The following is a 6,580-nucleotide window of genomic DNA, read 5'->3' on the forward strand; positions in this document are numbered from 1 at the left end:
GTAGACGTCCCTGGCGGCGGCGGGCACGCGGCAGGCCGCCCGCGCGCGCCGCAAGCTGTCCCGAGATGCAGGTCCTTGGGGGCATGCGGCAGGCGCCGCGGGGGTCAGAAGCGCGCCCGCAGGTGGCCGGCGATGGCGGCGATGAAGAGGCGGTAGGTGCCGTTGCCGAGGTCGTAGTCGGACCCCCTGACCTGGCGCGGGGCGATCCCCTGGAAGCGGGCGTCGGCGAGGAGCGAGATCCGCGGGCTCACGTCGAGCACGCCGCCCAGGGCGCCGATGATGCGCTGGCCGTCGGGCGAGGCGGTGTCGATGGTCTTCTCGGGCGAGGCCGGCGACTGATAGCCGAGGGTGGCGCTGACGAGCAGGCGCTCGGTGGGCCGGAAGCGGCCGCTGGCCTCGACCCACACGGTGTCCTTCCACAGGCGCGGCAGGTTGACGGCGAGCGTGTCGCCGATGCCGAGCGCGGGCTGGGCCAGGTCGGGCGAGGTCGCGGTGACGCGGAAGGCGTCGAGCTCGGAGTAGCGGATGTACTGCACGAAGCCGTCGACGCGCCAGCGCTCGCCGATGTCGTAGCCGAGGCCGAGGGTGATCCGCTTGGGCAGGGTGTACTCGAGGGTGGCGTCGCCGCGGACGAGCGGCTTGAACTGCAGGCCCTGCGCGGCCAGGTCCTTGGTGAAGAACGGGTCGTTGAGGTCGACCGCGAACTTGCCGCGGTACTTCATCGCCGTGCTGTGGAAGTAGGTGAGGGCGATGTTGAAGCGCTTGGTCGGGTTGACGGTGACGCCGACGTTGAAGGTGACGCCGTGGGCGATCGCCTTCTTGAGCGAGAAGGGCCGCGACAGCACGTCGAGCTCGCGCACCTCGGTCGGGGCGTCGGGGCCGAACGAGTTCTTCTGCCCGAGCGTGTTGAGGCCGTCGGCGAACTCCTGCACGCCGGCGAAGTCCTGCAGCTTGCTCAGCTCGGCGAAGCCGAGCACGTAGGCGACGCCGGCCCCGAGCGAGACGAAGTCGTTGATCCGCACGCCGGCGCCGAGGTGGATCTGCGAGGTGGCGATGAAGGCCTGCTGGGCCTGCCACCGCTGCGCGCCGGTCTTGGGGAACTTGAGCGCGGCGGCGAACGGGACGTAGACGCCGAGGCCGAGCGTGAGCCGGTCCTTGACGACCGGGTAGGCGAAGAAGAAGTTGCCGCTCGGCGCGACCGGGTTGGCCTTGACCTGATCGGAGGGGCCGGTCTTCATGCCGTCGATGTACGACGGGTCGATCGGCGTGTTGAACTGCAAGGTGTCGGGCGTCTGATAGGTGCCGGTCCGCTCGCGGTCGTAGCGGATGTCGCCGACGATCAGGCCGATGCCCGCCAGCACCTCGCCCTTCTTCAGGTAGCCGAGGTTGGCCGGGTTCCAGTAGACCGCCGCGGCGTCGCGCGCGGTCGGGTGCGACTGCCCGCTGGTGACGATCGGCGCGTCGAGGCCGGACGCCCGGGCGCTCCCGGGGACGGCGAGGGCGCACAGGGCGCAGGCGGGGACGAGGGCGCGGAGAGAGAGGAGACGCATGGCGTTGGGCAGGGGGCGGGGGCAGGGGGCGGAAGCGGTTCCGGGGGACATGTGCGAACGAACAGGAGGTTAAGGCTAGGTTCGAAGGGACAGGTCCGGAGGGATAGGTCGTTCAGCGCGTGCGGGTGATCTCGAGCGCGATGTTGTTGGCGCTGGGCTTGTCGAGCACCGCGAGCTTGTAGCGGCGGCGGTCGTCGTCCTCGACGTAGAGCACGTCGCCGGGGGCGACGCGGACCTTCTCGTGGGTGGCGTCGCCGTCGATGTCGGCGGTCGAGGAGACCTTGTCGGTGAGGTCGGGGTCGGCGAAGAAGCCGGGCCGCTCGTAGCCGTAGGGCCGCGCCGGCAGGCCGTCGGCGTCCTTGCGCAGGTCGGCCTCGGTGACGAAGTAGAGGTAGTCGCCGCGCTCGCCCTGGGCGGTCGGCGGCGGCTTGAAGTAGTAGAAGTCGGCGTCGCCGTCGGCGTTGTCGTTGAGCTGCTCGGTGATGCCGATCAGCGCCTCGGGGTTGCGCTCGAGGTTGGCCTTGATCTGGGCGACGATGGCCGGCTCGTCGAGCGGGATGACGATGTCGCGCAGGGCGAACTCGACGTCGGCGTCGCCCTCGGCCAGGCCGCCGTCGTGCAGGCGGACCTGGGCGACCTCGCTGAGCAGGTCCCAGAGGTAGGCCGGCGGCGGCGGGTTGCCGACGTCGGTGAAGGTGGTCATCGTCGTCCAGCCGGTGTCGTCGACGCAGGCCTCGAAGGCGACGACGTCGGTGCCGAGCTTGTACTCGTCGCAGTGGGGGCCGATGCTCTCGACGGTGCGCCGGCGGGCCATCTCGGCGATCAGGCGCTCGAACAGCCACGGCGGCAGGTCCCACGCCGGCGAGTTGCCGGTGGGCAGCGGCTCGCGGGCGTCGCCGCCGGGGATGAAGGCGTCGTCCTCGAGCACGCGCACGGTCATCTCCGAGATCGTGAGCTCCTTCGACAGGCCCTCGACGCGGATCCACTCGGGGTCGGAGAAGTCGAACACCTCGTGGATCTGGCTGGCGGTGCTGTTGACGCTGGCGATGTAGTTGGTGGTGAGGTCGACGCCCTTGTACGGCAGCGCGTTGAGGTTGACGCGCACGTACATGGTGAAGGCGTCCTCGGTGATGCCCGAGGCGGCGAGGACGAAGCCGGGGTGGACGAGGGCGTTGGGATCGTCGGGGTCGAGCGAGGCCGGGCCGAAGCGCTCGGGCAGGCTCTCGAAGCTGTAGACGATGTCGCCGAGGGTGATCGGCAGCGAGCGGGCGGCGATCGGGTAGAGGCCGTCGGGGTGCTCGGCGTCGATCGCCCCCTTGCGCGTCTGCGCGGCCGGGTGCGAGCCGAGCAGCTCGTCGAGGAAGGTCTCGGACACGACCTTGGGCGGGATGGCGTCGTCGGTCACGCCGATCTGCATGAGCGCGGCGAGAGCCCGCGCCGGCGGCACGCCGACGGCCGCCGACAGCGAGATGAGCTCCTCGAGCTTGGTGCCCTCGAGGTCGACGTTGTCGGCCGTCATGTTGAGCAGCCGGCGCATGTTCCGGGCCGCGGGCGACAGCGCGTCGGCCTCGTCCGGCGGCAGCGCGCGCAGCTCGTCGAGGACGACGGTGACCGACTCGGTGAGGTCGAAGTCGATCAGCCACAGGTCGTCGAGCACCTTGCGCGGCAGCTTGCGCATCTGCTCGAGGTCGACGGCCTGCTCGAAGTCGTCGACCTCGAAGCGGAGCGAGCGCAGCACGACCCGCTTCGGCTGGCCGAGCGCCGACTCGGTCGGGACCTCGGCGGCCGGGACGGCGACTTCGTCGATGCAGGCGCCGGACCCGAGCAGGGCGAAGGCGGCGGGCAGGGCGAGGGTGAGGCGGCGGCGCGTGGGCATGGCGTGGCTGGCCTTCAGGACAGGTGTCAGCGGGCGCGCGTGACGGTCAGCGCGACGCTGTGCGGGGCGGGCTTGGCGTCGACGACGAGCTTGAACAGGCGCTGCTCGTCGTCGAGGAGGTAGAGGACGTCGCCCTCGGCGATCTTGACCTTCTCGTGGCTGGTGTCGCCGTCGATGGCGATGACCTCGGAGGCCTTGTCCTTGAGCGCGGCGTCGCGGAAAAACCCGGGCTTCTTGTAGCCGTAGGGCCGCACGGGCGCGCCGTCCTCGTCGTTCTCGATGTCGGCGGCGGTGACGAAGTACAGCCAGTCGCCTTGCAGCTCCGGCGGGTTGTCGAGCTTCGGCACGTAGTAGTAGAAGTCGGCCCGGCCCTCGGTGTTCTCGTTGAGCAGCTCGGCGATGGCCGACAGCGCGGCCGGGTTCTTCTGGATGTTGCCCTTGATCTGGCTGACCAGCTGATCGACGGTGGTGCCGACCGGGACGTCCTTGAGGGTGAAGGTGATGTCGCCCTCGCCCTCCGCGAGGCCGCCGTCGTGGAGGCGGACCTGGGCGACCTCGAGCAGGACGTCCCAGAAGTACGAGGGGGGCGGCGGCGGCGAGTCGAGGACGACGCTGTCGTCGACGGCGATCGAGGTCCAGTGCTCGGGCGCCTCGGCCTCGGGGTCGAAGGCGTCGCCGTCGAACGCGCCCTGGCCGATGCAGGCCTGCACGGCGATGAAGGGCGGGTCGACCTGGCCCTTGGGGCCGTAGGCGCTGCAGTGGGCCGGGATCGCGGCGGCGCGGGCGACCGCGACCTCGGCGATCAGGCGCTCGAACAGCCAGCGCGGCAGGTCCCACACCGGCGAGTCGCCGAGCGGCGCCGGGGTCTGGCTGGCGCCGCTGGCGACGAACGCCGGGTCCTCGGCGATCGTCATCGTCATCTCCTCGACGACCAGCGCGGGGACGAGGCCCTCGATCGCCATCCAGTCGTCGCTGGTGAAGTCGAAGGCGCTCAGGATCTGGCTCTTGGTGCTGTTGACGTTGGCGACTGTCCCATCGGTCAGGTCGAGGCCCTTGTACGGCAGGGCGTTGAGGTCGACCTTGACGACCATCTTGAAGTCGGGCGTGGTGGCCTTGAACTTGAACTCGCCGCCGATGAAGCCGGGGTGGGCCGGCTCGCCGGCGTCGGCCGGGCCGAACCGCAGCGGCATCTCGGCGAAGTCGGTGACGACGTCCCACAGGCTGACCGGCAGGCTGCCCGGCGCGACCGGGTACTTGCCGTCGGGGTGCTCGGCGTCGACGGGGCCGGGGCGGTGCTGGGCGTTCGGGTGGCTGCTGACGACGTTGTCGATGACGGCGCGGGTGGTGAGGTCGACGGTGATGATCGGCTCGTTGGGGTCGACGGCGATCAGGTCGGCGAGGATCGTGGCCGGGCCGAGGCCGACGGCCTCGCCGACGCCGATGAGCGGCGCCAGCGAGGTGCCGTCGAGCGAGGTCGACTTGGCGGTCATGTTGAGCAGCTTCCACATGTTCTGCGCGCTGCGCGGGAGCTGCGGGACGTCGGCCTCGGGGGTGGCGATCAGGGTCAGCAGGGCGTTGCGGATCAGCGGCTCGAGGTCCATGTCGAGCAGCCAGGTCTCGCGCAGGATCTTCTCGGGGAACCGCTCCTTGATGTCCTCGAGGCTCAGCTCCTGCACGAAGTCCTTGGCGTCGAGGCGGAGGAACCGCAGCTGGACTTGCCGCTCGTCGCCGAGCTCGGCCTCGACGGCCGGCTCGGGCTCGGGCACCGTGACCTCCTCGACGCAGGCGGGCGCGAGCAGGGCGGCGAGGACCAGGGGGATGTGGCGGGTGTTTCGGGACATGGCGGGAGGTGCAGGTGCGAAGGGACAGATCAGTGGGGGCTGACCCGCGGCTCACATCTTGTCGACGCGGACGACGATCTCGACCGGGTCGGCGCCCGGCGGGACGGTGAAGCGGAGCTGGTAGGTGTCGCCGGCGTCGTCTTGCATGAAGATCGTCGACTCGCCCTCGGGCAGGCGGTACTTCTCGTGCTCGGTGTCGGCGACGCCGTCGATGCTGGTCGACGAGAGCTTGTCGGTGAGGCCGGCGTCGGCGAAAAAGCCGGGCTTGGCGTAGTCGTAGGCGGCCAGCTGGGTCGGGTCGTCGGGGTGGGGCCGCTTGTCGTCGGGGCCGACGAAGAACAGGTACGGGGTGCCTCCGTCGGCGGCGCGGCGGTAGTAGAAGTCGAGGCGCGCGTTGGTGGTCCAGTAGTTGCCGAGGATCACGTCGGCGATCTTGTCGGCCTGGCTCTGCAGGGTCGGCCGGATCTGGGCGATCATCTCCTCGGCGGTGAAGCCGATCGGGACGCCCTTGAGCGCGAACACCGGGCGCATGTCGCCCTCCTCGATCTCGAGGTCGGGGTCGTTGGCGGCCTGGGCGTCGTTGGGCCCGGCGCAGGCGATGATCTCGGTCTTGTTGCCGTCGTTGTCGTAGTCCTTGGTGTCGAGGCACTCGAAGTCGTGCACGGCCAGCTGGGCGACGTCCAGCAGGAGCTCCCACAGGAACTGCGGCGGCGGGACCTTGACGCTCATGAAGTCGGTGAGGAACACGCTCCAGCCGCCGGGGTCGCTGCCGCCGCCGATCGAGACCTGGGCCAGGCAGGGATCGAAGTTGACGTAGCAGTGATCGAAGGTCCGCTCGCTGTAGGCCGCGTAGGCGGCGGTGGCGACGATGTACTCGAACGACCACGGCGCCTGCGACCACACGTAGTCGGCGCCGACCGGGCTGTCCGGCTTGTTGTCGCCGCAGGTGGCGAGGCCGCCGTCGCAGGCGGGGATCTTGACCGGCAGCTCGGCGATCGCCATGCGCATGTCGACGGTCGGCGCGGCGGCGATGCCCTCGATCTTGACCTTGTCGGGGTCGTTGAAGTCGAAGGCGACCGGGGCGGCGGTGAGGCTGAGGAACATCTCGCCGGCGCCCGCGGAGGCGTCGATGCCGTCGACGCGCCGCAGGTTGCTGTCGGCGGTGGCGGTCATCTTGAAGGCGGGGGTCAGCGCGTCGCTGTGGGTGGTGAATTCGGCGTCGTCGGGGACGAGCAGGCCGGGGTGATCGCCGACCGGGCCGAGCTTCTCGGACAGCGGCTGCATGTCCATCAGCGCGTCGTAGAGGGTGATCG

General features: G+C 70.3%; 4 protein-coding genes. All 4 read right to left on the reverse strand.

The genetic code is table 11. The features are described from left to right. Positions 1-104: 104 nt before the first annotated feature. Positions 105-1,550, reverse strand: a complete 1,446-nt coding sequence (locus K7C98_RS29310; protein ID WP_263429932.1) for an OmpP1/FadL family transporter — start codon at positions 1,548-1,550, stop codon at positions 105-107. A gap of 112 nt (positions 1,551-1,662) precedes the next feature. Then, positions 1,663-3,426 carry an acetyltransferase gene (locus K7C98_RS29320; protein ID WP_224195098.1) on the reverse strand — a complete coding sequence of 588 codons (1,764 nt, stop codon included), beginning with the start codon at positions 3,424-3,426 and terminating at the stop codon, positions 1,663-1,665. Between the two features lie 26 nt (positions 3,427-3,452). Beyond that, positions 3,453-5,267 (reverse strand): acetyltransferase, encoded by a 1,815-nt coding sequence (locus K7C98_RS29325; RefSeq protein WP_224195099.1) that lies wholly within the window; start codon positions 5,265-5,267, stop codon positions 3,453-3,455. Between the two features lie 51 nt (positions 5,268-5,318). Continuing rightward, a partial coding sequence (locus K7C98_RS29330) for a hypothetical protein (RefSeq protein WP_224195100.1) occupies positions 5,319-6,580 on the reverse strand: 1,262 nt, incomplete at its 5' end.

Origin of the sequence: Nannocystis pusilla (assembly GCF_020073745.1) — a bacterium.
Classification (GTDB): Bacteria; Myxococcota_A; Polyangia; order Nannocystales; family Nannocystaceae; genus Nannocystis; species Nannocystis radixulma.